Source organism: Bosea sp. (in: a-proteobacteria) (assembly GCF_023953965.1).
GTDB lineage: Bacteria > Pseudomonadota > Alphaproteobacteria > Rhizobiales > Beijerinckiaceae > Allobosea.
In genome coordinates this window covers 2,934,811-2,960,045 of sequence record NZ_JAMLIX010000001.1, presented here as the reverse complement: position 1 = coordinate 2,960,045, position 25,235 = coordinate 2,934,811, and the positions used below count along the sequence as shown (strand labels likewise).

Below are 25,235 nucleotides of genomic sequence, written 5' to 3'. Positions count from 1 at the left end.
CGGCCGCGCGCTCCGTTGTCTCCTCTCCTCGGCGTCTTCCTCAAGCTGCTTTCAGCACTTTTCCTCACGGTGATGGCGGCGGCCATCAAGTCGGTCTCGACACGCTACCCGATCGGTGAGATCGTCTTCGCCCGCTCCTTTTTCGCGCTGATCCCCCTGCTGATCTGGCTCGCCTGGCGCGCCGAATTGCCCGCGGCGCTGAAGACCAGGAACCTGCGCAGTCATCTCAAGCGCGGCATCACGGGCGCGTCGAGCATGTTCGCCGGCTTCACAGCCCTGCAGTTCCTGCCGCTCTCGGAAGCCGTCGCGATCGGCTACACCGCACCGCTGGTGGTGGTCGTCCTCGCCGCGCTGGTGCTCAAGGAGCGGGTGCGGATCTATCGCTGGAGCGCGGTGACGATCGGCTTCGCCGGCGTGCTCATCATGCTCTCGCCGCATCTGGGCGTGGGCGGTCCGATCGGCGGCAATGCCGCGATCGGAGCCGCGCTCGCGCTCGCCGGTGCCTTCTTCTCCGCCTTCGCCGCGGTCGAGGTGCGGCTTCTGACCCAGACCGAGCAGACCGGCGCCATCGTCTTCTACTTCATGCTGCTGACGAGCCTGCTCGGCCTGTCGACCATCGCGCTCGGCTGGACCATTCCCACCCCGCAGGACGCGCTGCTGCTGTTCGTCATCGGCATCCTCGGCGGCCTCGGCCAGATCCTGATCGTCCAGGCCTACCGCTATGGCGACGCCTCGCTGATCGCGCCCTTCGACTATTCGTCCATGCTGTGGGCCATCGCCATCGGCTGGTTCTGGTTCGGCGAGTGGCCGGCATCGGCGATCCTGATCGGCGCGGCGATCGTCATGGCCTCCGGCATCTACGTGATCCTGCGCGAGCACCAGCTCGGCCTCGCCCGCCGCGCGCAGCGCGAGGTCGACTCCAGCCGCATGAGCTGACGGGCCCGGCATGGCTCGCTTGTTCAGCGAAGCGTCCGCCGTTACAACCGTTCCACGGTCGAAACGGGAACGGACGGATGGGCATCGAGACGAAAGAGCGCGGCGGGCGGGAGCTTGAATCCGGGGCTCAGGTGATCTCGGGCCAGCTCGGCAAGACGATCCAGCGCCTGCGCAAGGCCTATAATTTCTCGCTGTCCGACCTCGCCGAGCAGTCCGGCGTCGCCAAGTCGATCATCAGCCAGATCGAGCGCAACGAGACCAACCCGACGCTGGCGACGATCTGGCGGCTGTCGCAGGCGCTCGACATCTCGATCGAGCGCGTCCTCTCCAGCGGCGAGGAGGAGCCCTTCATCGAGAAGACGACCCGCGCCGACACCCCGATCCTGGTCTCGGAGGACGGCAAGCTGCGCCTCGCCATCGTCGGCTGGATCAAGACGGTCGAATGGCTGCAATGGTACGAGGTCTCCTCCGAGCCCGGCGGCGAGCTCGATTCCGAGGGCCATCAGCGCGGCTCGATCGAATCGCTCTCGGTGACGGCCGGCGAGTTCGAGGTCGAGGTCGGCGACATCGTCCAGCGCGCCCGGGCCGGCGAGACGCTGCGCTATCGCTGCGACCGCCGCCATGTCGTGCGCTGCGTCGGAGCCGAGCCGGGCCACGCCCTGATGGTCTGCATCCTCAAGGCGGCGGTGATGGAGTAGCGATGGACATCAAGCGCATCGGCTCGCAGCCCTCGGGCAAGGGACCTGCCGAATATTTCAGCGGCACGGTCCGCATCGACCCGCTGTTCAACCCGCCCGAGCCGGCGCGGATCGCGACCGCGCTCGTCACCTTCGAGCCCGGCGCCCGCACCGCCTGGCACACCCACCCGCTCGGCCAGACGCTGATCGTCACGGCCGGCTGCGGCTGGGTCCAGCGCGAGGGCGGGCCGGTCGAGACAGTGCGGCCGGGCGATATCGTCTGGTTTCCGCCCGGCGAGAAGCATTGGCACGGCGCGACCGCGACGACGGCGATGAGCCACATCGCCCTTCAGGAGAAGCTGAACGGCTCGGCCGTCGACTGGCTCGAGCACGTCACCGACGCGCAATACGCCGGCCCGGCCGCGTAAGCGAGGCAAGCCCGCTCAGGGCGCCTTGGCCTGCGGCCGTTGCGGCCCCTCGACCGCCGGCAGCGATTTCAGATATTCCGCCATCGCGGCCCGGTCGGCGTCGGAGAGCTGCGCGATATTGCGCACCACCGCCGCCATCGAGCCGCCGACGCTGTCGAAGCTCGGCGTGAAGCCGCTCTTCAGCAGTTCCGCGATCTCGTCGGCCGACCATGTCGCCAGCCCCTTCTCGGACTGGGTGATGTTCGGCACCCAGCCCTTGCCCTCCGGATCCGGCCCGCCGGCAAAGCGGGTCGCCGCGACGATGGCGCCGAAGGCGTTGCGGGCGGAATGGCACTCGGCGCAATGGCCCGGACCGTTGACAAGATAGGCGCCGCGGTTCCAGGCCTCGCTGCGGCTCGGATCGGGCCGGAAGGGCGCGCCCTCGAAGAACAGGAGCTTCCAGCCGCCGACGATCCGGCGGATGTTGAAGGGGAAGCTGAGATCATGCGGGGCGGCCCGGCCCTCGACCGGCGGCAGCGTGCGGATATAGGCGAAGAGATCGGCCAGCGCCTTCGGCGGCATCAGCCGGTAGGAGGTATAGGGGAAGGACGGGTAGAGATGCTGCCCCGCCGGCGAGACGCCCGCCGCCATCGCATCGACGAAATCCTGCACACCCCAATTGCCGATGCCGTCGCGCGTATGCGGCGAGATGTTCGGCACGTGGAAGGTGCCGAAGGGCGAGGCGAGCGCAAGCCCGCCGCCGAGTCTGAGCCTGTCGTCCTGGCCGGGCGTGGCATGGCAGGAGGAGCAGCCGCCGGCCGCAAACAGCACCTTGCCGTTCTCGATGTCCGCCGCCGGCAGCGCTCCCACCTCGGGCGAGGGCGACACCACGCGCGGATCGGTGAGGAAATAGAAGCCCGCAAGCGCCACGGCCGCCAGGAGGACGAGGGTCACGAAAAGGCGGCGCAGCACCAGCATCGATATCTCCACCAGCAACGGCCCCGAGATTGGACGGGATGGGAGTTGTTCGGCAACCCTGAAACCGGAACAGCTCCAGAAAAGACGCGGGCCCCTCTCCTGTACGGAGAAGGGCAGGGGCGAGGTGAAGGCCATTGGACCAGTGAGGCGCCTGCCTCACGGCAAACACGGTTGGCAGCCTACCCCTGCCCTCTCCCTATGGGAGAGGGTTCCCGCGCCCCGATTTCGGGCGGCCCGGATCTGCCGGACCCCTCACTTCTTGATGCGGTAGACCTCGTGGCAGGCGCCGCAATTCTTCGTCGCCGCGCCGAAGGCGCCGCGGAAGCCGTCGAGATTGGCGACGCTCGCGCCGGCGGCGGCATCGCTCTCGAACTTGGCGAAGGCCGCCTTGAACCCGGCCTGGTCCTCCCAGATCTTCGCGGCAGCGGTGGTCTCGCCGCCGGTCTTCGACGAATCCGGGAACAGGCCGGGCATCTTCCTGGCCGCATCGGCATAGGTCTTGAAGATCGCCTGCGCCTTGGCGGCGTCGAAGGCGGCGTCGCCCTTGGCCATCGCCGCACCCTCGCGCGTCGCCGCTCCCACGCCCTTCATCGTCTGCTGGCGCTCCGCGATCGGATTTGATTGCGCCGTCACGGCGGTAAGGCCGAGCCCGAGGCCGGCAAGGACGAAAGCGGCACGGATCATTCAATTCCCCTTCTGAACAGGTCGGCGCCGAACGGCGCAGTTTCGAACTTGTCCAGAACAAGCGACGATCGCAACTGAAGCCAAATCGCTTTTGCGTGATGAGGGTTGCGGCATCGCAAACCCGTCCTTGCATCAAAGCCGATATCCGGCCTCCTTCAGCGCCGTGAAGACCTTGAGCGGCGTCGCCGGCATGTCGATCGCCTTGATGCCGGCGGCCCGGTCGAGCGCGTCGATCATCGCGTTCATCACCGCCGGGCAGGCGCCGATGGCGCCGGCCTCGCCCGCGCCCTTGACGCCGATCGCATTGGTCAGGCAGCGGACGTTGCGCGTCTCGAAATGGAAGTTGGGCACGTCGATCGCGCGCGGCAGGGCGTAGTCCATGAAGGTGGCGGTCAGCATCTGCCCGTCGGGATCGAAGCGGATCTCCTCCATCAGCGCCTGGCCGATGCCCTGGGCCGAGCCGCCCTGCACCTGGCCTTGCAGCATCAGCGGGTTCAACGTCACGCCGAAATCGTCGACCACGACATAGTTGCGGATTTCCGTGCCGCCGGTGGCGGGGTCGATCTCCAGCTCGCAGACATGGGTTCCGTTCGGATAGGTCGCCTCGGGCGGCTGCCAGCTCTGGTGCACCTTGAGCATGGCCGGCGTCGCGCCCGGCAGCGCCGCGATCGCGGCAAGATCGAGCCTCTTGTCGGTGCCGACGATCCCCACCGCCCCGTCGACGATCTCGAGATCGCCCACCGCCGCCTCGAGCGTCTCGGAGGCGAGCTGCTTGAGGTTGTCGGTCAGGATTCCCGTCGCCTTGTCGAGCGCGGCCCCACCCACGGGGATCGAGCGCGAGCCGCCGGTGCCGGAGCCGGTCTCGACCCGGTCGGTATCGCCCTGCACGACGCGGATACGCTCCATCGGAATATCGAGATGCTGCGAGACGAGCTGCGAATAGGCGGTCTCGTGCCCCTGCCCGTTCGACTGGGTGCCGATCAGCACCGTGACCGTGCCGTCCTTTTCCAGGATCACGGTCGAGCTTTCCGGCCCGCCGCCGCCGCAAGCCTCGATATATGAGGCCATGCCGATGCCGCGGATCCTGCCGGCCTTTCTCGAGGCGGCGGCGCGGGCCTTGAAGCCCTTCCAGTCCGCCACCGCCATGGCGCGGCGCATATGGCCCTCGAACTCGCCCGAATCATAGACCGGGCCGGTCTGCGTCCGGTACGGCATCTGCGAGGGCCTGACGAAGTTCCGTGCCCTGACCTTGTCTGGCGTCTTTCCGGTCTCGCGCGCGATCGCATCGACCAGCCGCTCGATCAGATAGGCGGCTTCCGGCCGGCCGGCACCGCGATAGGCATCGACCGGGGTGGTGTTGGTGAGCACGCCGCGGAAGACGACGTGCACCGCCGGGATGTCGTAGCAGCCCGGCGTCATCGTCGTGCCGACCCAGGGAATGAAGGGCCCGTATTGCGAGAGCCAGGCGCCCATCTCGGCTGAGAGATCGACCTTGAGGCCGATGAACCTGCCCTTCGCGTCGAGCGCCATCGTCGCCGTCGCGAGATTGGCGCGGCCATGGGTGTCGGCGAGGAAATGCTCGTTGCGGTCGGCGACCCAGCGCACCGGGCGCTTCAGCTTTTCCGCCGCGATCATCGCCAGCGGATATTCGCGGTAGAGGAAGATCTTCGTGCCGAAGCCGCCGCCGACATCCGGCGTCACCACGCGGATGCGCCTGGGATCGACCTTGAGCACGTAGTTCGCGAGCAGGTCGCGCATGCCGTGGCTGCCCTGGCTGCCGAGCGTCAGGGTCCAGCGCTTCCCGGCCCTGTCGTATTCGGCGATGCAGGCGCGCGTCTCCATGTAGTTGGAGGCGAGCCGGTTGTTGACGACGGTGAGCGAGACGGTGCGCGCCGCCCGGCCGAAGGCTTTCTCGGTCCGGGCGCGGTCGCCCTGCTCGCCCTCGAAGGCGATGTTGCCCGGCCGGTCGGGCCAGAGCCGCGGCGCGCCATCCGCCAGCGCCTCAGTGATGCCGGACACGGCCGGCAGCGGCTCCCAGTCGATCGCGATGGCCTCGGCCGCGTCGCGCGCCTGCGCCAGCGTCTCGGCGACGACGAAGGCGACGGCCTCGCCGACATGGCGCACCGTATCGGCCGGAAGCACCGGGACCGGAAGCGATTGCGACATCGCGCCGGAGGTCGTCTTGATGTGCCCCTTGCACGGCAGGTCGCCGTAATGGGCGACGTCCGCGCCGGTCAGGACGAGCTTCACGCCCTTCATCTCCCGCGCCGTCCCGGCATCGGTGATGACGAAGCGGGCATGGGCGTAAGGCGAGCGCAGCACGAAGGCATGCAGGGCGCCCGCGACGGCGATGTCGTCGGTATAGCGGCCGGTGCCGGTGGTCAGGCGCTGATCCTCGACCCGCCGCACCGGCTGGCCGAAGCCGAATTTCATGGGACGCATGAGGCATATCCTCGGTTTGGTCTCAATGTGTTTTCCGCTGCGGTCCGACCACGGCCCCAGCCGGTCGAGACCTCTTCTGACCGAAGACTGAGGCATAAATCGCGCCGCGTCAGCCCCACCCGCGTCTCAGCGCGACATGCGCGCCGCCGTCTCCGACAGCGAGACCATGGTATTGTAGTTGTTGACGATCCAGTTGGCGTCGTTGGCCGCCCCGCGCCGGACGTCGCCCTTGCTCCTGGCGAGCTTGTCGCTGAAATCGCGCAGCTTGCCGAGCCAGGAGCTCGCCTGGCTCTCGATGAAGGGCACGCCCTTGGGCTCCTTGTCCTTGAACGCATCCATCTCCCGGATCGCGCCGGCGTAATCGGCAACGGCGGCGTTGAACGCCTTGAGGTCGACGATCGGGCGCTCGTTGCTCGGCATCAGATCCATCACCGCGCGGGCATTGATCATGATGTTGCGCACCTGCCAGCGGGCCGAGCGGCCCTCGCGCTGCTCGATCGCGGCGAGCTCGCGCTGGTCGAGTCCCCTCTTGTAGACGCGCATCAGCGCATCGAGCTTGGCCCGCTCGTCGAGGAACGTCCTGGCGGCCGGCACCATCAGCGCGTGCAGCCTCTGGCCCTCGGCCAGATTGTCGTCGCGATAATCCTTGCGGTCGTAATAGCGCTCGGCCCTGGTGATCAGCGGCGCCAGCTCCTGATAGGCCTTGACGTAGCGGCCGACCGTCTCGTCGATCGCCGGCAGGCTGGGCTCGCGCGCCATCGCCTCCTCCGCCTTCCTGATCTCGCCGGCCACGTCGTAGAGGCTGTAGAGCCCGTAGGTGATGTAGCGCTCCTTGCCGGTCGGGCCTTTCTTCATGTCGACCCAGCTGCCGTAGCGCTCCCAGGACTGGATGGCGCGCAGCGTCCGGTTCATCAGCCCGGTATAGGCATTGGACTTGACGATCGCGGCCTGGAGGTCGGCGGCGGCGGCCTTGTCCGCGCTGCCGGCGGGCATCGTCGCGGTGCCCTGCGCCCAGCCGGCTCCCGGCGCGGCCAGGACGATCGCGGCGGCGCAGAGCGCGCCATGGCAGAAGGCTCGGATCGACATGGTCTCTCCCTCGATCGGGGGCGGTGGGGCGACGCGGATGCTCAACCCCGCGTGACCGGCCCGCCTCGCATCAGCCAGTCCCTGAAGCCGCCGGCGTAATGGCTGTCGATGTCGAGCCCGGCCGACTGCGCGAAGGCCAGCGCCCGCCGCGAGCGCACCCCGGCCGCGCAGGACAGGACGATGCGCTTGCCCGGCTCGTTCGGCAGGTCGGCCGGATCGAACCGCGACAGGGGCCGCGAGACCGCCCCCGGAATATGCCCGGCGGCAAACTCATGCGGCTCGCGCACGTCGACGAGCAGGATGGAGCCGTCCTCCAGCCCGGCCCTGACGTCGTCGATATCGAGATCGTTCACGATCATGGACGGCTGCTCCGGTCCGCTCGCGCGGCGGACATGAAAAAGCAGCCGCGGGCGACCGGCCCGCGGCTACGGTGTCGGGATAGCGCGTCAGCCCAGCGGCGGAATGCGCAGGACCCAGCCCGGCATGATCAGGTCGGGATTCTTGACCGGCGGCGTGTTGGCCTTGACGATCTCGGTGTATTTCGCGCCCTGGCCCTTGCCGTAATGCGCCTCGGCGATCTTCCAGAGCGTGTCGCCCTTCTGCACGGTGTAGAACACGGCGGCCGGAGCCTCCTTGTTCACCGCCAGCTCCGATTCGACCTGCGCCACGCCGGTCGTGTTGCCGAGCGCCAGGATGATCTTCTCGGCCTCTTCCGTCGAGACGGCCTTGCCGGAAACCTTCACCTTGTCGCCGTCGATCTGGATGTTGATGTCCGAAGGCAGGCCGTGCCCGGCGAGCTCCTTCTGCAGATCCTCGGCGGTCGCAGCCTTGGCCGAGCCGCCGAAGATCTTGGCGCCGGCATCCTTGATGAAACTGAACAGACCCATGAATCAAATCTCCTCGTGTCGCAGCGCTATCAAGACCTGTCGCGCGGTCCTATGCAAGTCGCCGCGGAAAAGCTGTTGTGCGCGAACGGCCTTTCGCGCGCGCCCCGCGGCTGGCAAGAAGGAGCCCGTCGAAACCGGAGTTTCCCATGCTGACCCTCGCCCAGGCCCAGACCATCCTCCAGGCCGCGCTCGCCCATGCCGAATCCAACCGCTTCCAGCCCCTCGCCATCGCCGTTCTGGACGCGCGCGGCGCGCAGAAGACCTTCGCCGCGCAGGATGGCGCCAGCCTGAAGCGCGGCGAGATCGCGCTCGGCAAGGCTTACGGCGCGGTCGCGCTGGGGGTGGGCACGCGCACGCTGCACAAGATGGCGCTGGACCGGCCCTATTTCATCGAGGCGGCGACCCATGCCGTCGGCGGCTCGCTGGTGCCTGTCCCCGGCGGCGTCCTGATCCGCTCGACCGCGGGCGCGCTGCTTGGCGCGATCGGCATCTCCGGCGACAGCTCCGACAATGACGAGGCCGCCGCCTGCGCCGGCATCGCAGCAGCCGGCCTCACCGCCGAGACGGGGGCCTGATCCGGCGTTTTTGCACTTGCCAACCGGGCTTCGAAGCTTCATCTCCACCCCGCGCCGGCGTTCGCTGAACCGGACGGTCTGGGCCGGCTCCAGGGTAGGATCATGAGCGACGCGGGCACCGCCAACGAAAACGAAGTCATCACCACCGACGTCGTCATCGTCGGCGCCGGCCCCTGCGGGCTCTTCGCCGTCTTCGAGCTCGGCCTGCTCGACATCCGCGCGCATCTCGTCGACATCCTGCCCAAGGTCGGCGGGCAGTGCGCGGAGCTCTATCCGGAGAAGCCGATCTACGACATCCCCGGCTTCCCGGTGGTGACCGGCCAGGCGCTGGTCGACAACCTGATCGAGCAGATCAAGCCCTTCGGGCCGACCTTCCATCTCAATCAGATGATCGAGGCGGTCGAGCCGACCGGCACGGCCGAGGCGCCGCGCTTCCGCGTCACCACCGACGCCGGCACCGTCTTCGACACCAAGATCGTGATCATCGCCGCCGGCGGCGGCTCCTTCCAGCCCAAGAAGCCGCCGATCCCCGGCATCGAGGCCTATGAGAACGGCTCCGTCTTCTATGCCGTGCGCAAGATCGAGGCGTTCCGCGGCCGCAACATCCTGATCGTCGGCGGCGGCGATTCCGCCCTCGACTGGACGCTGAACCTCCAGCCCGTCGCGAGCCGCGTCACGCTGATGCACCGGCGCGACGATTTCCGCGCCGCGCCGCATTCGGTCGAGCAGATGCGCGCCCTCGTCGCCGCGGGCGCGATGGATATGAAGCTCGGCCAGGTCATGGGCTTGAGGGGCGAGAACGGCAAGCTCGAGGCGGCCGTCTGCCGCGGCACCGACAATGCGACCTTCGAGATCGCCTGCGACACGCTGCTGCCCTTCTTCGGACTGACCATGAAGCTCGGCCCGATCGCCGACTGGGGCCTGAACCTCGACGAGAACCTCATACCCGTGGACACCGAGAAATTCGAGACCAGCGTGCCCGGCATCTTCGCCATCGGCGACATCAACACCTATCCGGGCAAGCTCAAGCTCATCCTCTCGGGCTTCCACGAGGCGGCGCTCTGCGCCCAGAAGGTCCACCGCTACGTCTATCCGGACAAGCGGCTGACCTTCCAGTACACGACCTCCTCGACCAGCCTGCAGAAGAAGCTCGGCGTCGCCTGAGCGTCGCGCTCAATACGCCATCGCGTCGCCCTGCACATGCGCGGCGGCGGTGCCATTGCGCGCCGGCTGGCCCGCGCCGAGGCCGAGCGAGTTGCGCACGGCCTGCGACGGCCCGGAGAGCACCGGCCCCTCGCCCGGCGCGGCGACGATCCGCGGCCCGTGGTGGCGCGGCGGCAGCGGCAGGGTGTCCTCCGGCTCCTCCGGCTCGATCCGCTCCTTGAGCTCGGCGATCGCCCCCTTGAGCGGCTGGAAGCTGAAGCGCACCTTATGCGTGCCGGCCGACACCTGAACGGCGCGGAACAGCACATTGGCCCTGAGGATCTCGGCCTCGGTGCCGTCGACCTCGGCCGTCCACCAGGGATGCCAGATATCGTTGAGCACGACGAAGCCCGGGGCCGGCGTCGTGACCTCGATCTCGACCTCCGCATTGCGATAGCGCGTCAGCCTGACCGTGGCCTCGACCGCGACCGGTCCCTCCGGCGTCACGACAGGCGGCTCGGCATCGAGCAGCACGATCTGGGTCGGGTCGGTCTGCGGCCAGTGGCCGGACAGCTTCATGCTCTCGAAATCGGCGGACTGCCAGCCGCCGACGAACTGCACACGCGGCAGCGCCCGCGGGTTCTCGTAGATATAGCCCTGCTTCGTCCGGGCGATCAGGGTGAGGTCACCCTCGCCGAGCGCGTGGTCGACCTGCCCGATCGGGACCGGCGAGGCGATGTAGCGCAAGCCCAGCAGGTTCGCGAGCCGGCAGCGATAGGACGGGAAGAGCGGCGTGAACTTGCGGTCGGCGGGCCTGGCGATACCGTCGCCCGTGCCCACGGCCTCCGAGAAATCCTCGAGACGCAAGGGGTTGTAGCCCAGCGTATGGTCGAAGCCGTGGACCATGCCGGCATTCGGCCATTCGAAGCCCATGCCGAGCAGCTCGACCCGGTCGCGGCGCGGCGAGCCCTGGGGCTGGGCGGTCAGCTGCTTCAGGAGCGCGATGGTGTCGTTCTTGGTGCCGGGCTCGAGCACGTCGTACATCTGCGGCGGCAGCGCGGTCGATTCGTTGGGGCCGTTGTTGGCGGCGAGATCGGCGGCGACGACGCCTGTGACCAGCACGGCCGCGGCCACCGTCCCGAGCGCGCCGCGCCGGCGCTGGAGGATGAAGAACGCCCCGCCTGCGACCGCGAACCAGCCGAGCGCCGTGCCGGCCGGCTTCCAGGCGTCGGCGAGATGGCCGAAGCCGCGCGAGACCGTAAGCGCGAGACCGAACATGCCGAGAACCAGTCCCGCCCCGATCATAAGATCGCGGCGGAAGCAGGTGCCGGGCTGCGCCGTCAGGATGCGGTGCAGCACATAGCCGGAGAGCACCGCCGCCAGCGCGCCGATCAGGAAGGTGGCGTCGGCCGGCCGGCGGAACTGCTTGACGCCGGGCAGATACTCATAGGCGAGATGGAACAGCGGCGTGAAGCGACCGAGCGCGAACAGCACCATCAGGACGAACAGCAGCGTCAGCAGGCGCACCGAGCGGTCCCAGAGCCAGCCGCGCGTCAGCCCCGGCGCCAGCAGCAGCAGCAGCGGCAGCGCCCCGACATAGACCTGCGCCATGTTCTGCGACAGGTAGAGCACCTGCGGATCGCCATAGGGCCCCCAGAATTCGACGGCCGGGTCCCTGGCGCCGAACAGGTCGCCGATGAAGGCGGAGAGCAGCGAGACCGGATGCAGCGAGCCGCGCGCCGCGAACGCGAAATCGATCTCCGGCCGCGTCGTCGCCTCGGCGAAGAGCCAGGTCCAGAGCAGCGGCAGGGCGATGATCGCGATCCCGACCACGCTCGCGGCCACAACCGGCATGAGGCTCGCCCGGAAGGCGGCCCGGCCGCCGGAGATCCAGTGCGCCACGACCATGGCGACGAGCACATAGGAGCCCAGGAGCGCGACCTGGTCCGGCTCCAGCACCATCATGCCGGCGGCAAGGCCCGCAAAGGCGCCAGTCAGGGTGGAGGAGCGCTGCAGCATCCGCGCCGTCAGCCAGAAGGCGATGGCGAAGAAGGCATAGCTCGCGATCTGCCCGACATGCTGCACCCGCCAGGCCGCCGAGGCGCCGAAGGCGAAGACCAGCGCCGCCATCAGCCCACCGGCCGGATGCCAGCCGCGATCGCGGAAGAACAGGATGAGGGCGAGCCCCCCGGCGAGCAGATGCGCCAGCACATAGGCATCGACCTCGCGGAAGCTCGGCGCCGGCGAGAGGAGCGCGAGCAGGATCGCGGGCGAGAAGATCAGCGATTGCGGATCGGCGATCTGCGGCGAGCCGGCGAAGACGTTGTGGTTCCAGAAGGGCGACTGGCCGGTATGGATCGCATTGGCGAGGAACTGCACCTGCGCCTGGAAATGCGCCTTCGCATCGAACGGAATCGTCACCGCCCCCGATAGCCAGGGCCAGCACAGGATGCCCCATGCCACGGCGAAACCGACAGCCGCCAGCAGATATCCGGCGCCCCTTGCATCCACGCGTCTCAAGCGGACCCCCAAGGTCCTCGGCACGGACGGCCCCGCTCTGGGATCCAGCCTCCGGCCTGTCGGCGGCGGGGACCATGCGACCGCATAGCTGAACCGAATCTGAACGGATCACGCGAGCGTGAACGCAAGCGGGGGCACGCCGAAAAAAGCGGAAAGAAAGCGCCTCAGCGCGCCGCGGCGAGCCAACCCGCCAGCACCTTCCGCTCGGCCGGCGTCATGCCGGAGAGGTTGTTCGGCGGCATCGCATGGGTCATCACCGCTTGCGTCCGGATGGCGCGGGCATGGCGGGCGATCTCTTCCGGCTCGTGCAGCAGCACGCCCTTCGGCGCAATCTGGATGCCCGGCCAGGACGGCTCCGGCGCATGGCACATCGCACAGCGCCCGGTGACGATATCCGAAACCTCCGCCGGCGGCAGCGCCGTCCCCGCCGCGAGGACGGGCCGGCCCGGCTCGCGCGGCTTCAGGCCGAGCCGCTCGCGCCCGCCCGGCGAGGACGACATCGCCACCCAGAAGGCGAGCCAGAGCGCCAGCACCGCCACCGCCCAGCACCACCAGGGCGATTTCGCATGGTCCGCATGTCGGACATTGAAGAAATGCCGGATCAGCGCCCCGGCCACGATCACCAGCGCCACCAGCAGCGGGATCGCGCCCGCATCGGCATAGGTCACCGGATAATGGTTCGACAGCATCAGGAACAGCACCGGCAGGGTGATGTAGTTGTTGTGCGTCGAGCGCTGCTTGGCGGCCTTGCCGTATTTCGGATCCGGCGTCTCACCGGCGGCGAGCGCCGCGATCACCTTCCGCTGCCCCGGCATGATGTTGAAGAAGACGTTGGCGGTCATGATCGTCGCCATCAGCGCGCCGGTGTGGATCAGCGCGCCGCGTCCCGAGAACACGTTGGCGAAAGCGAAGCTCGCCGCGACGACATAGCCGAAGCCGACGAGCCCCAGCCAGACGTCATGCTTCCCGAGCGGCGACCTGCACATCCAGTCGTAGATCAGCCAGCCGCCGGCCAGCGCCGCGATGCCGATGGCACCCGCCGCGAAGGGGGAGAGCTGCATCACCGCCGGGTCGATCAGATAGAGCTCCGACTGGGCGTAATAGACCCAGACCAGGAGGAAGAAGCCGGAGATCCAGGTCCAGTAGCTCTGCCATTTGTGCCAGGTCAGCTCGGCCGGCATCACGGCGGGCGCGACCATGTATTTGCGCATCTCGTAGAAGCCGCCGCCATGCACCTGCCAGGCGCGCCCGCCGGTGCCGGGGGGAATGTCCTGCGCCGGCTTCAGCGAGGCGTCGAGATGGATGAAGAAGAACGAGGCCCCGATCCAGGCGATCGCCGTGACGACATGGAGCCAGCGCAGCATCATCGCGCCCCATTCCATCAGATAGGCTTCGAGCATGGCGTTCCGCTGCCCCCGATTCGGCCTAGAATAGCGAACCGAAGCGCGCAATCCACTTACGAGGGACAAAATGGCCGGGCTGACCACCCATATCCTCGACACCCATGGCGGGCTGCCCGCCGCCGGCGTCGCGGTTTCGCTGCGCCGCATCGGCCCGCAGGGACCGCAGACGCTTGTCCAGGCCGTCACCAATGCGGATGGACGCACCGAGGCGCCGCTCATGGCGCCCGACGCGACCCGGCCGGGCATCTACGAGATCGATTTCGCGATCGGCGCCTATTTCCGCGAGCGCGGCGTCGCGCTGCCGGAGCCTGCCTTCCTCGACATCGTGACGGTGCGCTTCGGCCTGTCCGATACGACGCTCCATTATCACGTGCCGCTCTTGGCCTCGCCCTATGGCTACACGACCTATCGAGGCAGCTGAGCGGCGTTTTCCTTTCGACGATAGCGGCTTAGCATCACGACCTGAATCAGTTTGCGAGCGTGCACCCGATGACCACGACCGCCTATCCCCGCGACCTTCAGGGCTATGGCCGCCACGCCCCCCACCCGCATTGGCCGGGCGGGGCCCGCATCGCCGTCCAGTTCGTCATCAATTACGAGGAGGGCGGCGAGAACTGCATCCTGCATGGCGACGCCGCCTCCGAAGCCTTCCTCTCCGAGATCGTCGGCGCCCAACCCTGGCCGGGCCAGCGCCATATGAACATGGAGTCGCTCTACGAATACGGCTCCCGCGCCGGCTATTGGCGGCTCTGGCGGATGTTCACCGAGCGAAACCTGCCGGTCACCGTCTTCGCGGTCGCCAGCGCGCTGGCGCGCTACCCCGAGATCGTCGGATCGATGCAGGAGGCCGGCTGGGAGATCGCCACCCACGGCCTGAAATGGATCGACTACCGCGACGTGCCGAAGGAGCGCGAACGCGCCGATATCCTGGAAGCCATCCGCATCCAGGCGGAGCTGACCGGCGCGCGTCCGCTCGGCTGCTATCAGGGGCGCACCTCCGAGAACACGATTCCCCTGACGATGGAGGAAGGCGGCTTCCTCTACACGGCCGACGTCTATGCCGACGACCTGCCCTATTGGCTGAAGGGACCGAAGGGGCCGCAGCTCGCCGTGCCCTATACACTCGACGCCAACGACATGCGCTTCGCCACGCCGCAGGGCTTCAACGCCGGCGACCAGTTCTTCGCCTATCTGAAGGATTCGTTCGACACGCTCTATGCCGAAGGCGAGACCGCGCCGAAGATGATGTCGGTCGGGCTGCATTGCCGGCTCGTCGGGCGGCCGGGCCGCGCCGCCGCCCTCGCCCGCTTCCTCGATTACGTGAAGGGGCACGACAGGGTCTGGGTGGCGACGAGGCTCGACATCGCCCGCCACTGGATCAGGACGCACCCTCCCGCAGGCGGCTACATCCCCTCCAGGCTGCCGAAGGCCCTTTTCACCGAGGTCTTCGGCCGCGTCTGGGAGCACTCGCCCTGGATCGCCGAGGCTGCCCATGATGCCGGAATCGGCGCCGAGCATGACAGCGCCGAAGGGCTTCACGCGGCTATGGCCACCGCCATGCGCAAAGGCTCGCTCGAGCAGCGCATGGCGCTGCTCACGGCCCATCCCGATCTCGCCGGCAAGCTCGCGGCCGCGGGCGAGCTGACGCCGGAATCGACGCGCGAGCAGGCTTCCGCCGGGCTCGACCACCTCACGGGCGACGAGCGCGTCCGCTTCACCGCCCTGAACGACGCCTACAAGGCCCGCTTCGGCATCCCCTTCATCATGGCGGTGAAGGGGGCGAGCAAGGCCGACATCCTCGCCGCCTTCGAGGCGCGGCTGAAGAACACGCCCGCGCAGGAATTCGACACCGCCCTGGCGCAGGTCGAAAGGATCGCCCTGCTGCGGCTGAAGGAGCTGCTGCCGGCCGGCTGAGCCGGCCCTATTGCGCCCGCAGCCAGTCGATCACCTGCCGGACGGCGACGCGCGGCGTATCCGGGTGCCCGGCGGAGACCTGAATGCGCGTTCCGCGCGAATAGGGCGCGCGATCGTTCATCGCGGGCTTGTCCCCCGTCCCGATCACCCAGAGCAAGGGCCCGCCGACGCCGTTTCCCTGCGCGGCGCTGGCGGCCGGGCCGGACGGGTCGAAGAAGCTGACATAGGCCTCGGCCGTCGTCGTCACCGGGAAGACGCGGCCCTGGTTGAAATCGAGAAAGCTGGCTTTCTCCCCGCCGCGGCCGGCGGCGACCATCGCCTTGGCCCGGTCGAGGCTGTCCTGCGTCAGCGAGACGATGAAAGCCGGCCGGTGCCCCGGCGCCAGGGCCACCACGGCGGCGACGCCGCCGCTGCGCGCCGCATAGCCCATCGAGATGTTGGCGCCGAGGCTGTGGCCCATCAGAACGACCCGCGCAGCATCTGCGGCGCGGGCGCGCTGCACGGCGGCCTGAACCTCGCCCAGGGTCTGCTCATAGGTCCGGTAGCCCGACCTCCAGGACATCAGCGGCAGCACGACATTGGCGCCTTCCGCCTTGAGCGCGGCCGCGAGCGGCTGCAACGGCCCCTGCCCGCCCGCCTTGCCGTGGATGAGGATGACGGTCGTTCCCTTGAGCTCCATCGCCGATGCGGACGCCGCGAGCGAGGCCAGACCAAGGAAAGCGCCAAGAACCGAAGCCGCCAGCCTCATCGTCGTCTCCAGAGCCGATTCTTCCCCAAGGGCATCATCGCGGTTTCGCAGTCGCCGACAAGGGCCGATGTGCCCCATGCTTCATTTCACGACGGCGGAAGGGAACCGGTCACCGAAGCCGGGCGTTGATGAGCGTTTCGCGGAGGAGTTGTTCGTGTTCCGCCTGCTTCTGATCATCATCGTGCTGATCGTCGGCTACGACGCCATCGTCCACCAGGGCGCCTATACGCGCGACGCCTGGAACAGCATCGTCCGGCTGACCGGCTCGTCGGTCGAAGGAGCGCGGGAGCTCGGCCAGCGCGCCCGCGAGTAAACGCCTCATGCCGCCGCCCGCCCCTCGACGATCCCCGCGATCGCCTCCAGCATGCGTGTGTCGTCGCCGGCCAGCCCCTCCATCGCCGCCATGCGCTGGATCACGGTCCCGGCGATCGCCTCCTCCACCGTGTCCTCGGCATAGGCGTAGAAGATCGTCGCGTGCTGGCCGTCGCGGTGGCAGCGGCCCTCGATCTGCTGGAGCTGGATCGCGCTGTGGCGCATGTCGTGGATGACGAGCGCCCGCTCGCGCTCGCCGCCCGGCATCTCGCCGCGATGCAGCGAGATCGACTCGGTGACGGTGAAGATCACCGCATCGAGCCTGCCCGTCTGGAAGGCGATGCGCGTCTCCTCGTTCTGCGCGCCCGAACGCTCGCCGTTGATCTCGGCCACGCGCCAGCCGCGCCCACGCAGCGTCTCGGCCAGCATGGCGCTGGTCTCGAGGAAGGCGACCGAGATCGCCACCTGCTCGTCATTGCCGAGCAGGTCCTCGCAGAAATCGGCGGTGCCGGGAATGCGCAGCAGGCTCGCCTTCTGCCGGAAACGCAGATCGGCGGCCCAGCCTTGCGGCTTGCGCGTCGAGCCGCCTGCAAGCCCGAGCTCCTTGCGGAATTCGCGCCAGGTCGCGTCGTAGAGCCGGCGTGACGCGCTATCCAGCGCGACCGGCGCGAGCTCGCGCTGCACCTCCGGCCAGCCGGCGATCTCCTCCGGCCGCCGGCGCAGGCCGATGGCGTTCGCGCCGCGATAGAGCAGATCGGCCATCGCCTTGCGGTCGGCCTCGTTCGGCTCCCAGCTCCAGTTCTTCCAGCGGCCCTTGGCCTTGCCGATCTTCAGCCGCTTCATCAGCGCGCGGAACCCGTCGAGATCGGCGCTCGGCATCCCTGCGGCCTTCGCCAGCAGCGGGGCGAGATAGGACAACTCGTGCGGCGATTGCCCGGCGGTGGCGCTCATATAGATGGTGAAGGCGGCAGCCTTTGCCATCTGCCGGCAGACCAGCCCCTGCTGCGAATTGGGATTGCGGATGCGGTGCGCCTCGTCGATCACGACGAGCGGCCAGATCCGTTTCGGCGTGCCGAGCCTGGCGAGCTCGTTGTTCTTCGCCCGCGCCGAGCGCTTCCTGCTGTCGGCGGGCGGCGCGAGCAGCGATTTGGTCTTCTCGAAATTCATCAGCGTCACGCGCTTGGCCGGCAGGCCCGACAGCGCCATGGTCCGCCGCCATTGCGGGATCGCCCCCTTGGGGCAGATCACCAGCATCTCCTCCTCCGGCATCGCCGAGAGCGCGAGCCAGGCCGAGAGCGTCTTGCCGAGCCCGGTCAGGTCCCCGAGCAGGAAGCCGGCCTTAGCCCTGGCCCGCGCGGCGAGGATGGCGTCACGCGCGATCAGCTGATGCGGATGGGGAATCAGGATCATGGCCTGCCGCCTTTCCCGGAAAGCATGGCGCGCCCGGCCTCCCGGCACTGGCATAATCGCGCGTCGCCCGCCACTGTGCCGGGATGAATCCGGGAGAGCACGAGACATGACCCGCGCCCAGGCGATCGCGACAGCACAGGCTTATTTCGATTCGGGCCGGATGAAGAACGACCTCGCACGCCTCGTCGCGATGCCGACCGAAAGCCAGAACCCCGACCGCGCGCCCATTCTTCCCGACTATCTCGAGCGCGAGATGCGCCCGCTCTTCGAATCGCTCGGCTTTTCCTGCCGCATCCTGACCCATCCCAAGGCGAAGGGCCCCTTCCTCTACGCTGAGCGCATCGAGGACCCGGCTTGGCCTACCATCCTCGGCTACGGCCATGGCGACGTCATCCGCGGCCTCGACGCGCAATGGAGCGAGGGCCTTTCGCCCTGGACGCTCGTCGAGCGCGACGGCCGCTGGTACGGCCGTGGCACGGTCGACAACAAGGGCCAGCACCTGATCAACCTGAGCGGCCTCAAGGCCGTGCTCGAAACCCGTGGCCGGCTCGGCTTCAACGCCAAATACCTGATCGAGATGGGCGAGGAATCGGGCTCGCCCGGCCTGCGCGAGCTCTGCGAGGAGGAAGCCGGGCTGCTCGAGGCCGATATCCTGATCGCCTCCGACGGGCCGCGCCTCAATGCGCAGCGGCCGACCGTCTTCCTCGGCGCGCGCGGCGTCATCACCTTCGACCTCACGATCACGGCACGCGAGGGCGGGCACCATTCCGGCAACTGGGGCGGCCTGCTCTGCGACCCGGCGATCCAGCTCGCCCATGCCATCGCCTCGATCACCTCCCCCACCGGCCGGATCCGCATCCATGAATGGGTGCCGAAGGCATTGCCCGACGCCGTGCGCCGGGCGCTGGCCGATTGCGAGGTCGACGGCGGCCCCGACGGCCCGACGATCGATCCGGGCTGGGGCGAGCCCGGCCTGTCGCCTGCCGAGCAGGTCTTCGGCTGGTGCTCCTTCGACGTGCTGGCGATGAAGGCGGGCGTGCCCGAGACACCGGTCAACGCGGTGCCGCCGAGCGCCTGGGCCCGTTGCGGCCTGCGCTTCGTCGTCGGCATCGACGCGCATGACGTGATCCCGGCGCTGCGCCGCCATCTCGACCGCCACGGCTTTCCCATGGTCGAGATCGCGACACCCGGCACCGAGCGCTTCGGCGCGACGAGGCTCGATCCCGACGACGCCTGGGTCCGCTTCACGATCGGCTCGATCGCGAGAAGCACCGGCAAGAAGCCGGCCCTGCTGCCCAATCTCGGCGGCTCGCTGCCCAACGACATCTTCGCCGAGATCTTGAAGCTGCGCACGATCTGGGTGCCCCATTCCTATCCGGGTTGCCAGCAGCACGCGCCGGACGAGCACCTGCCGACAGCGATCGCCCGTGAGGGGCTCACCGCCATGGCCGGGCTCTACTGGGACATCGGCGCGGGCGACGCGCCACCCGTCTGATCCAAGGCTATTCCTGCGGCTGGCGCGGAGCGCGATCCGGAGGCAGGTCGACCGGGGTCGCGGGCGGTGCCTCCGGCGGGGCGTTCGGCGGCAGCTCCGGCGGCGGATCTGTCGGAATGCCTGGCGGCACCTCCTGCGGCGGCGATTCGACCGGCGGAGCCGGCGGCACCTCGCCGGGGGTGAGAGGCGGCGCCTCGGGCGGCGGATCGGGAACGGCCGGCGCGTTGCCGGGGCCGGCGTGCCATGCGGGCGTGACCATCGTCATGAGCAGGTGAACCTCCTCAACGGGCAACGCCCCACCGCGCCGAAGGTTCGCAAGGCGGCCGCGCCTGACGGTAAAGGCGGCGCATGACCTGACAGAAAGAACAACCCATCCGAAAGCGCGGCGCCCTGCCGAATTGGTAGCTGACAGGGACATTACAGAGATTTAATCCGTCCGTTCACCCCATGTTTATATTCCGGACGCCATGATCGCCCTATCAAGACGAAAGGAGATTACACATGAATAAATTGCTCACCGCCGGCATCATCGGCGCTTCTATTCTTATTGCTCCGGTCTCATCTTTCGCGCAGACCTATTACAATCCGCATCGCGGCCCGGTTCATATGCAGAAGCACATGGCTCCGCAGAAGGCCCCGGTCATGAAGAAGCATCGCTGGGCGCGCGGGCATGCCCTGCCCTCGCAATACCGCCGCAGCTACGTCAGCGATTATCGTCGCCATCATCTGCGGGCGCCCGGCCCCGGCCAGCGCTGGGTGCGCGTCGACAACCAGTTCATCCTGATCAACAGCATAACCGGCATGATCGCGGCGCTCGCCGCGGCCCGCTGAGGCATGGACGGGCGGCGGCGCGCAAGGCGCCCGCCGCCCGCTCCGGCGAAGTGCCTATCCGGCGATGTCCTGGAAAACCGTGGTGGGTGATGTAGGGCTCGAACCTACGACCCGCTGATTAAGAGGCACCTTTCAGCGTTGATTTCAAACGCTTTTCCCGCAAACCGAGGGAAAAGCCATGGACCACAAAACAAGCACTTACAGCCGTTCTGCAAACCAATTTAGCGTCTCAGGCGCATCGACTTTCCACGCCTGTAACTGCATCGGGCCGCAGAATGGCGAGCCTTACTGCCCGTGCAAAATGCGGGGGGTTGAGCGGCGCGGCGGCCGGTGGGTTGAACCAGAGCGTGACCTTGGGCCAATAGAGTCCGAGGCCCCCGGCATCTGGCCCTCGCCAAGACCTATTGGATGCATCTGCCCGCCGACCAGTGAGCAGACTTGTCAGCGCCCGCTCTGCCCTCGTCGAGGCATCAAGGTTTCCTTCACCACCCAGGCCCCTCGCCATGGGTGAGCGGATCGAAGACGGCGGGCCGGCGTTCCCGATGCTTGGGAACGTCGCGCACAACTCCGATTGGCTGACAGAGCCCGGCATGTCTCTTCGCGACTGGTTCGCTGGGCAGGCAATGTCTCGGCTTCTCGACACCTGCCGAGGCGACAACTTCGGCGTCGAGTTCGTCGACCACGTCGCGGAGCATTCCTACAGGGTTTCGGACGCGATGCTCCGCGCCCGCGCCAAGGCCTCCCCCCATGTCTGAGCGGGCAAGCACGAAGGGGCGGGGCCTCGATGCCGTGATCGATCAGGCCAGCCGTTTGATGGCGGCGGGCTGGCGCGGCAACCCGAACATGTCGGGCGATGACCGGGATTTCATGACACCGTCGATGCGGCGCCGGCACGACGACAAGGCTCGCGACATTGTCGAGTTTGTGCTCGCGGCGACCGGCTGGCAGCCACTCAGCACGGTCCCCGAGGACGAATGGTTTCTGGTCGCGACGACTGGCGGCTGGGTTGGCGAGGCCATGGTCCTTGACGGTGTGTGGAAGTGGGCGAGCGGCAACGTTTTCCACTCCGACATCGTCCCGCTCGAATGGATGCCGCTGCCTGAACATCCTGAGATTTCTGGCCGGAATCGCGCGGATGCCACCCTAAACCCCCTCTCTGAAGGGAGGGAGAGGTCATGAGGGGGGAAGCGCGCGCCTACTACAACGAAATCGATCCCTACGCGGCGCAGTGGCTCCGCAACCTGATTGCGGGAGGCCACATTGCGCCAGGCGACGTTGACGAGCGCTCAATTGTCGATGTTCGACCTTCCGACCTGGAAGGATACGCACAGTGCCACTTCTTCGCCGGCATCGGCGGATGGAGCTACGCTGCGCGTCTTGCAGGGTGGGCTGACGACAAGCCGCTCTGGACTGGAAGCTGCCCCTGCCAGCCCTTCAGTGTCGCCGGCAAGCAGGAAGGCCAAGCCGACGAACGCCACCTCTGGCCCGTCCTCTTCGAACTCATCCGAGCCTGCAAGCCTCCCGTCGTCATGGGAGAGCAGGTTGCGGCAGCGGTTGGAAAGGATTGGCTCGACGGAGTGCATTCTGACCTGGAAGCCATCGGTTACGCCTGCGGGGCGTCCGTTGTCCCGGCTTGTGCCGTCAATGCGCCCCATCGGAGAGATCGACTGTGGTTTGTGGCCGACCGCGACGGCGGTCAATCGCGATCGATCCGACGCGACGCTGGAGAAGTGTGCGGCCTTTCGGAAGAGCAACGCGAACCAGAACAGCGTGCCGCTCTATCTGACCGAGGCGGTGAGATTCGGCGCCACGATGTGGCCGACGCCGTCGGCTCGCGATTGGCGCAGCGAGAGCGCATCGCCGGAGTTCCATGCGAAGTGGGCGGCGAACCCCAAGGGCAAGACGCTGCCGATGACGATAGCGCTCTGGTCCACGCCGACCAGCCTTGCGCCAGCGCGGAACGGTCAGAACGAGGCCGGCAATTCAGCGGGGCTGGTTTCGATACGTGGTCACGCTCTGGCTGGCTCTCCGGAGCAGACGGAAAAGCCCGGCGCGTTGAACCCGGCATTCGTCTGCTGGCTCATGGGGTTCCCGCCCGAGTGGGAAAGCTGCGCGCCTACGGCAATGCCATCGTCCCTCCGCTCGCGGCGGAAATCATAGGCGCTTACATGGATGCTTGCGCATGAAGACGTGCGGGAAATGCGGCTTCCAGAAGCCGCTCTCAGAATTCTGGACCGACCGCAGGCGCGGTAAGCCGAAGTCGAAGTGCAAGACCTGCTCGACAGCAGACACTAAACATTGGCGGACCTCGAACCCCGGCTACGAAACGAGGCGGTATCAAGCCGCCAAGGCCGAGACGCGCGAGCGTCATCTCAAGCGGAAGTACGGCGTTTCGCTGGCCGACTATGATCGCCTGTTGGCGAGCCAGGGCGGCGCGTGTGCGATCTGCGCGGCCCCTGAGGCAGAGCAGTTCAAGGGCGTCTTTCACGTCGACCATTGCCACAGCACTGGATCGGTTCGAGGCCTTCTCTGCCGCGGATGCAACCACATGCTCGGGGCGATCAAGGACGACCCGAAAAAGCTGCTCATAGCCGTTCGATACCTAGTTGGCCCGCAAGTCGCGGCGGAAGTGATCGGCGCCTTCCTCGATGTCGAAGGGAGCGTCCCATGACCGACCACTCTGACCTGATCGAGCGCGTCCAGAAAGAGCTTCAGCGCGGCGGGCTTTACAGCTTTGCCGGGGAGATCACTCGCGACATCACAGCACTCCTAGACGCCCTCTCGTCTCAGTCCCTCTCCTTGTCGGAGGCGAGGGACGAAAACGACCGAAAAGACGCCGAAATCGAGAGGTTGAAGAAGCTCTCCGACCGATACGGCGTGGCGCTCATGATGATCCGCGCCGGGTGCTCAGACCCGGACCGGTTCGCCGGCAACATTCTGGATGATCGGGAGCCCGTCAACGTTGAACTCGACGAGGAAGATTTCGATGAAAATCACCGCTAAGGTCGTCCCGTACAGCAGCGTCGTCGGCTCGTCGGTCACCCTCCACGCCGAGAGCGGCATGACCATCTGCCAGCTTTCCTTGCTGAGCGTCATCCCGCCGAACTTCAAGTTCACGCCCGAGCTTCACAAGAAGACGAGCGTCCGCATCGCTGAATGGGTTGCGAGCGCGCTCAACGGCGCCGCCGAGTTCGACCCTGCTCCGGCTCTGGAGAACGGCCCTGCCGTGCTCGCGGATGCGCACACAAATCCTGCCGACACCGACCTCTCCTCACTGCGGAAAGGGGCGGAGGACGGGCTGACAGCGCTTGTGCTGGTTCGCGGCATCATCGTTGAGGCCGCAATGACGGGCTTCAACTGTCACGACGGCGACTGGGCCGAACGGCTCTATGTCAGTCAGGCCGCAACTCATGAAGCCGTGAAGAACCTTCGCGCCGCCCTCGTTTCTGGCAGCCGGGAGGATGGGGCCGATGCGCCGTGAAGCCGATTTCCCAGGAGAACCCAACACGATCGGAGAACTCATGACCACCCCCACGCGCGATGAGGCGGTGCTGCGCATCATGGACGATCTTCGCCCGTACGCCCGCAAGACGCTCGGCAGCATCCGTATCGATGTCGTTGAAGTCTGCAAGATCGTCGAGTGGTACGACAGCCTCGCCTCCGCCCCAGCCCCTGCGAGCGGCGGGGTGGTTGCGGTGGCGGTGGTCGGCTGGACCTTTGAGTTCCTTGGGTATGATGGCGAATGGGGCCGCGCGTTCGCCTTCTTGGATCAGGGTGAGCCTACCAACGGCACGGGCGCAATCGTTCGGAATGTCGTTCCTGTGCGGAGGGCAGCGTGATGGATCGCATCATCCTTACAGGCGTAGATCAAGGCGTCATGATCGGCGGTCGCTTCGATGGCTGGCTTGCCCATCTTACTCAGGCTGGTTGGGTAACGATCCGCAAGCTCGACGAAGCCGACCCCTATGCATCTCTGCCGGATGCCCTGCGACAATCGCGGGGCGCCGAACTCGGGGCGGTAGGCCCGGCAACGGGCGTAAGTCTGGGGCAGTCGGCTCATGACGCGGAGAAGCGGCGTCGCAATTTCCTATCGCAGTTTCCCGCAGTGAACGCCCAAGAGCTTCACGAGAATATGCTTGCCGCTACGGCCTCCCTCTCCCCGGCCGCGACGCCCGTGTCTGAGGCCGGGGGCGAGGCGATCACGGCGCGCTACACGAATTGGCGCGGCGAGACGGCTGAACGCACGTTCATCCCGCATCGTGTATTCTTCGGCTCGAATGAATGGCACCCGGAGCCGCAAGTCCTGATCGAAGCCACCGACTGCGAGAAAGGCGCTCTGCGCACATTTGCGGCTGCTGGCTTCGCCCTCGCCAAGCCCGCCTCCTCGCCTGCGGGCGGGGATGTGGTGGAGCGAGTGGCCACGATTATTGACCCTGAGATTTGGGCAATTGAGCAGCCAATCCCGACGCGAGGCCATGTCGAGGATTTCCACCAGCGCCGCCGTTCGTCTTGCGATCTTGCGCAACGGATCATCGCCGCCCTGTCTCAGTCCACCTCTGCCGGGAGGGTTGGGGAATGATAGGTGGCATCCGCGAGGTTCGGCCAGAACCTTGTGAGTTTTGCGGCGGGCTCCTGACGTGGGCTCACGATCATCGGTCCGACAATACCGGACTGGACGATGGGCCTCCGTTTCCAACCCGCAAGAGGCCGGCTCCCAAGCCCGCTGACGAAACCCGCGACATCCGAGCCCGCGCATGGGCGACCCGCCGTCAGAAGTACGGCCAACA

General features: G+C 67.5%; 29 protein-coding genes. 18 read left to right on the top strand and 11 right to left on the bottom strand.

From position 1 onward, the window contains the following. Positions 1-15: 15 nt before the first annotated feature. The 3 genes from M9917_RS14035 (at position 16) to M9917_RS14025 (ending at position 2,041) form a co-directional block, all read left to right on the top strand. Positions 16-936, top strand: a complete 921-nt coding sequence (locus tag M9917_RS14035; protein ID WP_297254490.1) for a DMT family transporter — start codon at positions 16-18, stop codon at positions 934-936. Positions 937-1,013: 77 nt separating this feature from the next. Further along, positions 1,014-1,634 (top strand): helix-turn-helix domain-containing protein, encoded by a 621-nt coding sequence (locus M9917_RS14030; RefSeq protein WP_297254489.1) that lies wholly within the window; start codon positions 1,014-1,016, stop codon positions 1,632-1,634. A 2-nt stretch (positions 1,635-1,636) separates the two neighbouring features. Further along, positions 1,637-2,041 (top strand): (R)-mandelonitrile lyase, encoded by a 405-nt coding sequence (locus M9917_RS14025; protein WP_297254488.1) that lies wholly within the window; start codon positions 1,637-1,639, stop codon positions 2,039-2,041. 15 nt (positions 2,042-2,056) lie between these two features. On the opposite strand, the gene M9917_RS14020 is transcribed toward M9917_RS14025, so the two are convergent. The 6 genes from M9917_RS14020 to lysM all read right to left on the bottom strand — a co-directional run bounded on the left by M9917_RS14020 (position 2,057) and on the right by lysM (position 8,097). Next, positions 2,057-2,998, bottom strand: a complete 942-nt coding sequence (locus M9917_RS14020) for a c-type cytochrome (RefSeq protein ID WP_297254487.1) — start codon at positions 2,996-2,998, stop codon at positions 2,057-2,059. Between the two features lie 252 nt (positions 2,999-3,250). Continuing rightward, positions 3,251-3,682, bottom strand: a complete 432-nt coding sequence (locus M9917_RS14015; RefSeq protein WP_297254486.1) for a c-type cytochrome — start codon at positions 3,680-3,682, stop codon at positions 3,251-3,253. A 132-nt stretch (positions 3,683-3,814) separates the two neighbouring features. Further along, entirely contained in the window at positions 3,815-6,124 is a 2,310-nt protein-coding gene (locus M9917_RS14010; RefSeq protein WP_297254485.1) for a xanthine dehydrogenase family protein molybdopterin-binding subunit, read from the bottom strand. A 126-nt stretch (positions 6,125-6,250) separates the two neighbouring features. Continuing rightward, positions 6,251-7,210 carry a YiiG family protein gene (locus tag M9917_RS14005; protein ID WP_297254484.1) on the bottom strand — a complete coding sequence of 320 codons (960 nt, stop codon included), beginning with the start codon at positions 7,208-7,210 and terminating at the stop codon, positions 6,251-6,253. Between the two features lie 41 nt (positions 7,211-7,251). Next, positions 7,252-7,569, bottom strand: a complete 318-nt coding sequence (locus M9917_RS14000) for a rhodanese-like domain-containing protein (RefSeq protein ID WP_297254483.1) — start codon at positions 7,567-7,569, stop codon at positions 7,252-7,254. An 87-nt stretch (positions 7,570-7,656) separates the two neighbouring features. Beyond that, positions 7,657-8,097 carry a peptidoglycan-binding protein LysM gene (lysM, locus tag M9917_RS13995; protein WP_297254482.1) on the bottom strand — a complete coding sequence of 147 codons (441 nt, stop codon included), beginning with the start codon at positions 8,095-8,097 and terminating at the stop codon, positions 7,657-7,659. Positions 8,098-8,243: 146 nt separating this feature from the next. On the opposite strand from lysM, the gene M9917_RS13990 reads away from it, so the two are divergent. Together M9917_RS13990 and M9917_RS13985 are read left to right on the top strand one after the other, a co-directional pair. Next, positions 8,244-8,672, top strand: a complete 429-nt coding sequence (locus M9917_RS13990; RefSeq protein WP_297254481.1) for a GlcG/HbpS family heme-binding protein — start codon at positions 8,244-8,246, stop codon at positions 8,670-8,672. A gap of 102 nt (positions 8,673-8,774) precedes the next feature. Then, positions 8,775-9,836 carry an NAD(P)/FAD-dependent oxidoreductase gene (locus tag M9917_RS13985; protein WP_297254480.1) on the top strand — a complete coding sequence of 354 codons (1,062 nt, stop codon included), beginning with the start codon at positions 8,775-8,777 and terminating at the stop codon, positions 9,834-9,836. Between the two features lie 9 nt (positions 9,837-9,845). Here M9917_RS13985 and M9917_RS13980 read toward each other — a convergent pair whose 3' ends face one another. Continuing rightward, on the bottom strand, positions 9,846-12,326 hold the full coding sequence (locus tag M9917_RS13980; RefSeq protein ID WP_297254873.1) for a hypothetical protein: 2,481 nt from the start codon (positions 12,324-12,326) through the stop codon (positions 9,846-9,848). A gap of 173 nt (positions 12,327-12,499) precedes the next feature. Continuing rightward, positions 12,500-13,735: a urate hydroxylase PuuD gene (locus tag M9917_RS13975; RefSeq protein ID WP_297254479.1), complete on the bottom strand. Its 1,236-nt coding sequence runs from the start codon at positions 13,733-13,735 to the stop codon at positions 12,500-12,502. A gap of 70 nt (positions 13,736-13,805) precedes the next feature. On the opposite strand from M9917_RS13975, the gene uraH reads away from it, so the two are divergent. Beyond that, positions 13,806-14,159: a hydroxyisourate hydrolase gene (gene uraH / locus M9917_RS13970; RefSeq protein WP_297254478.1), complete on the top strand. Its 354-nt coding sequence runs from the start codon at positions 13,806-13,808 to the stop codon at positions 14,157-14,159. Positions 14,160-14,227: 68 nt separating this feature from the next. Continuing rightward, entirely contained in the window at positions 14,228-15,652 is a 1,425-nt protein-coding gene (gene puuE / locus M9917_RS13965) for an allantoinase PuuE (protein WP_297254477.1), read from the top strand. A 7-nt stretch (positions 15,653-15,659) separates the two neighbouring features. On the opposite strand, the gene M9917_RS13960 is transcribed toward puuE, so the two are convergent. After that, complete coding sequence (locus M9917_RS13960) at positions 15,660-16,400, bottom strand: alpha/beta fold hydrolase (RefSeq protein WP_297254476.1); 741 nt, start codon at positions 16,398-16,400, stop codon at positions 15,660-15,662. 154 nt (positions 16,401-16,554) lie between these two features. On the opposite strand from M9917_RS13960, the gene M9917_RS13955 reads away from it, so the two are divergent. Further along, a complete protein-coding gene (locus tag M9917_RS13955; protein ID WP_297254475.1) occupies positions 16,555-16,713 on the top strand; it encodes a hypothetical protein in 159 nt (52 codons plus the stop codon). Between the two features lie 5 nt (positions 16,714-16,718). Here the strand turns inward: M9917_RS13955 and M9917_RS13950 are convergent, their stop codons facing one another. Then, positions 16,719-18,122, bottom strand: coding sequence for an SNF2-related protein (locus M9917_RS13950; RefSeq protein WP_297254474.1), 1,404 nt, complete (start codon positions 18,120-18,122; stop codon positions 16,719-16,721). A 106-nt stretch (positions 18,123-18,228) separates the two neighbouring features. Between M9917_RS13950 and M9917_RS13945 the strand changes: the two genes are divergently transcribed. Next, the gene (locus tag M9917_RS13945) at positions 18,229-19,617 is read left to right on the top strand and encodes a M20 family metallopeptidase (protein WP_297254473.1); all 1,389 of its coding nucleotides are present in this window, start codon (positions 18,229-18,231) and stop codon (positions 19,615-19,617) included. 7 nt (positions 19,618-19,624) lie between these two features. Here the strand turns inward: M9917_RS13945 and M9917_RS13940 are convergent, their stop codons facing one another. Next, positions 19,625-19,882: a hypothetical protein gene (locus M9917_RS13940; protein WP_297254472.1), complete on the bottom strand. Its 258-nt coding sequence runs from the start codon at positions 19,880-19,882 to the stop codon at positions 19,625-19,627. A 236-nt stretch (positions 19,883-20,118) separates the two neighbouring features. Between M9917_RS13940 and M9917_RS13935 the strand changes: the two genes are divergently transcribed. From M9917_RS13935 to M9917_RS13895, 9 genes are all read left to right on the top strand, one after another. Then, a complete protein-coding gene (locus M9917_RS13935) occupies positions 20,119-20,448 on the top strand; it encodes an RcnB family protein (protein ID WP_297254471.1) in 330 nt (109 codons plus the stop codon). Positions 20,449-20,951: 503 nt separating this feature from the next. Beyond that, entirely contained in the window at positions 20,952-21,203 is a 252-nt protein-coding gene (locus M9917_RS13930) for a hypothetical protein (protein ID WP_297254470.1), read from the top strand. Further along, positions 21,196-21,627: a hypothetical protein gene (locus tag M9917_RS13925; protein ID WP_297254469.1), complete on the top strand. Its 432-nt coding sequence runs from the start codon at positions 21,196-21,198 to the stop codon at positions 21,625-21,627. The genes M9917_RS13930 and M9917_RS13925 overlap by 8 nt, the downstream gene beginning before the upstream one ends. Continuing rightward, a complete protein-coding gene (locus M9917_RS13920) occupies positions 21,624-22,634 on the top strand; it encodes a DNA cytosine methyltransferase (protein WP_297254468.1) in 1,011 nt (336 codons plus the stop codon). The genes M9917_RS13925 and M9917_RS13920 overlap by 4 nt, the downstream gene beginning before the upstream one ends. Continuing rightward, on the top strand, positions 22,631-23,119 hold the full coding sequence (locus M9917_RS13915; protein WP_297254467.1) for an endonuclease VII domain-containing protein: 489 nt from the start codon (positions 22,631-22,633) through the stop codon (positions 23,117-23,119). The genes M9917_RS13920 and M9917_RS13915 overlap by 4 nt, the downstream gene beginning before the upstream one ends. After that, positions 23,116-23,451 carry a hypothetical protein gene (locus tag M9917_RS13910; RefSeq protein WP_297254466.1) on the top strand — a complete coding sequence of 112 codons (336 nt, stop codon included), beginning with the start codon at positions 23,116-23,118 and terminating at the stop codon, positions 23,449-23,451. The genes M9917_RS13915 and M9917_RS13910 overlap by 4 nt, the downstream gene beginning before the upstream one ends. Beyond that, positions 23,435-23,929, top strand: a complete 495-nt coding sequence (locus tag M9917_RS13905) for a hypothetical protein (RefSeq protein ID WP_297254465.1) — start codon at positions 23,435-23,437, stop codon at positions 23,927-23,929. Before M9917_RS13910 ends, M9917_RS13905 begins: the two co-directional genes overlap by 17 nt. After that, positions 23,919-24,287 (top strand): hypothetical protein, encoded by a 369-nt coding sequence (locus M9917_RS13900; RefSeq protein WP_297254464.1) that lies wholly within the window; start codon positions 23,919-23,921, stop codon positions 24,285-24,287. The genes M9917_RS13905 and M9917_RS13900 overlap by 11 nt, the downstream gene beginning before the upstream one ends. Next, positions 24,287-25,027: a hypothetical protein gene (locus M9917_RS13895; protein ID WP_297254463.1), complete on the top strand. Its 741-nt coding sequence runs from the start codon at positions 24,287-24,289 to the stop codon at positions 25,025-25,027. Before M9917_RS13900 ends, M9917_RS13895 begins: the two co-directional genes overlap by 1 nt. Positions 25,028-25,235 lie beyond the last annotated feature (208 nt).

Bases quoted from the DNA above. Each gene is read 5' to 3' on its own strand.
- M9917_RS14030 (WP_297254489.1), top strand. From the start codon at position 1,014: ATGGGCATCGAGACGAAAGAGCGCGGCGGGCGGGAGCTTGAATCCGGG.
- M9917_RS14025 (WP_297254488.1), top strand. From the start codon at position 1,637: ATGGACATCAAGCGCATCGGCTCGCAGCCCTCGGGCAAGGGACCTGCC.
- M9917_RS14020 (WP_297254487.1), bottom strand. From the start codon at position 2,998: ATGCTGGTGCTGCGCCGCCTTTTCGTGACCCTCGTCCTCCTGGCGGCC.
- M9917_RS14015 (WP_297254486.1), bottom strand. From the start codon at position 3,682: ATGATCCGTGCCGCTTTCGTCCTTGCCGGCCTCGGGCTCGGCCTTACC.
- M9917_RS14010 (WP_297254485.1), bottom strand. From the start codon at position 6,124: ATGCGTCCCATGAAATTCGGCTTCGGCCAGCCGGTGCGGCGGGTCGAG.
- M9917_RS14005 (WP_297254484.1), bottom strand. From the start codon at position 7,210: ATGTCGATCCGAGCCTTCTGCCATGGCGCGCTCTGCGCCGCCGCGATC.
- M9917_RS14000 (WP_297254483.1), bottom strand. From the start codon at position 7,569: ATGATCGTGAACGATCTCGATATCGACGACGTCAGGGCCGGGCTGGAG.
- lysM (WP_297254482.1), bottom strand. From the start codon at position 8,097: ATGGGTCTGTTCAGTTTCATCAAGGATGCCGGCGCCAAGATCTTCGGC.
- M9917_RS13990 (WP_297254481.1), top strand. From the start codon at position 8,244: ATGCTGACCCTCGCCCAGGCCCAGACCATCCTCCAGGCCGCGCTCGCC.
- M9917_RS13985 (WP_297254480.1), top strand. From the start codon at position 8,775: ATGAGCGACGCGGGCACCGCCAACGAAAACGAAGTCATCACCACCGAC.
- M9917_RS13975 (WP_297254479.1), bottom strand. From the start codon at position 13,735: ATGCTCGAAGCCTATCTGATGGAATGGGGCGCGATGATGCTGCGCTGG.
- uraH (WP_297254478.1), top strand. From the start codon at position 13,806: ATGGCCGGGCTGACCACCCATATCCTCGACACCCATGGCGGGCTGCCC.
- puuE (WP_297254477.1), top strand. From the start codon at position 14,228: ATGACCACGACCGCCTATCCCCGCGACCTTCAGGGCTATGGCCGCCAC.
- M9917_RS13960 (WP_297254476.1), bottom strand. From the start codon at position 16,400: ATGAGGCTGGCGGCTTCGGTTCTTGGCGCTTTCCTTGGTCTGGCCTCG.
- M9917_RS13950 (WP_297254474.1), bottom strand. From the start codon at position 18,122: ATGATCCTGATTCCCCATCCGCATCAGCTGATCGCGCGTGACGCCATC.
- M9917_RS13945 (WP_297254473.1), top strand. From the start codon at position 18,229: ATGACCCGCGCCCAGGCGATCGCGACAGCACAGGCTTATTTCGATTCG.
- M9917_RS13940 (WP_297254472.1), bottom strand. From the start codon at position 19,882: ATGACGATGGTCACGCCCGCATGGCACGCCGGCCCCGGCAACGCGCCG.
- M9917_RS13935 (WP_297254471.1), top strand. From the start codon at position 20,119: ATGAATAAATTGCTCACCGCCGGCATCATCGGCGCTTCTATTCTTATT.
- M9917_RS13930 (WP_297254470.1), top strand. From the start codon at position 20,952: ATGGGTGAGCGGATCGAAGACGGCGGGCCGGCGTTCCCGATGCTTGGG.
- M9917_RS13925 (WP_297254469.1), top strand. From the start codon at position 21,196: ATGTCTGAGCGGGCAAGCACGAAGGGGCGGGGCCTCGATGCCGTGATC.
- M9917_RS13920 (WP_297254468.1), top strand. From the start codon at position 21,624: ATGAGGGGGGAAGCGCGCGCCTACTACAACGAAATCGATCCCTACGCG.
- M9917_RS13915 (WP_297254467.1), top strand. From the start codon at position 22,631: ATGAAGACGTGCGGGAAATGCGGCTTCCAGAAGCCGCTCTCAGAATTC.
- M9917_RS13910 (WP_297254466.1), top strand. From the start codon at position 23,116: ATGACCGACCACTCTGACCTGATCGAGCGCGTCCAGAAAGAGCTTCAG.
- M9917_RS13905 (WP_297254465.1), top strand. From the start codon at position 23,435: ATGAAAATCACCGCTAAGGTCGTCCCGTACAGCAGCGTCGTCGGCTCG.
- M9917_RS13900 (WP_297254464.1), top strand. From the start codon at position 23,919: ATGCGCCGTGAAGCCGATTTCCCAGGAGAACCCAACACGATCGGAGAA.
- M9917_RS13895 (WP_297254463.1), top strand. From the start codon at position 24,287: ATGGATCGCATCATCCTTACAGGCGTAGATCAAGGCGTCATGATCGGC.